1 protein-coding gene is annotated in these 515 nt (G+C 59.3%); it reads right to left on the reverse strand.

Translation table 11 applies throughout. From position 1 onward, the window contains the following. Positions 1–36: 36 nt before the first annotated feature. Entirely contained in the window at positions 37–483 is a 447-nt protein-coding gene (gene tnpA, locus AC1D2R_RS32270; RefSeq protein ID WP_477973890.1) for an IS66-like element accessory protein TnpA, read from the reverse strand. Positions 484–515 lie beyond the last annotated feature (32 nt).

Raw genomic sequence — 515 nt, forward strand, 5'->3', positions numbered from 1 at the left:
TCGCGATCAGGATCGGCAGTCGTTGGCCAGCGACGATCATGCCGTCCCTCGCATCGCTCGCACCAGAGCCGCCACACGTTCAACCGGCACGTCACCGGGAACCCGCATCACAACGTCCGGGCCGATCTCCAGCGTCAAGACCGCTGAAACCGCCTCCGGCAGTTTCGGCGGCGCTAAAACACCCACAGCCTCGCTCGGCTCCGCTGTGATCGCCAAAGGCACAAATGCAGGCTCGGCATCCACGTTCTCYGAAGGKCCYGGCATARCCTCAAAAGGCAGGGCCAAAACCCCATCTCGTGCTTGTCGCCGCCAACTGGAAAGTTGGTTTGCTATAACGTCATGACGACGCGCAACATCAACAACACGAACACCGGGCTGAAAGCTTTCCGCTACAATCCGAGCCTTAACGTCATCCGGCCAACGCCGATTTCCCCGGCGCGGCTCGACAACTTCGTAGCGACCCACAAATCCATCTTCTGCCATGCAAATCTCCAGTTAGTCCTGGAAACCTTCTC

It is taken from the genome of Rhizobium sp. P1_C7, from assembly GCF_056406295.1.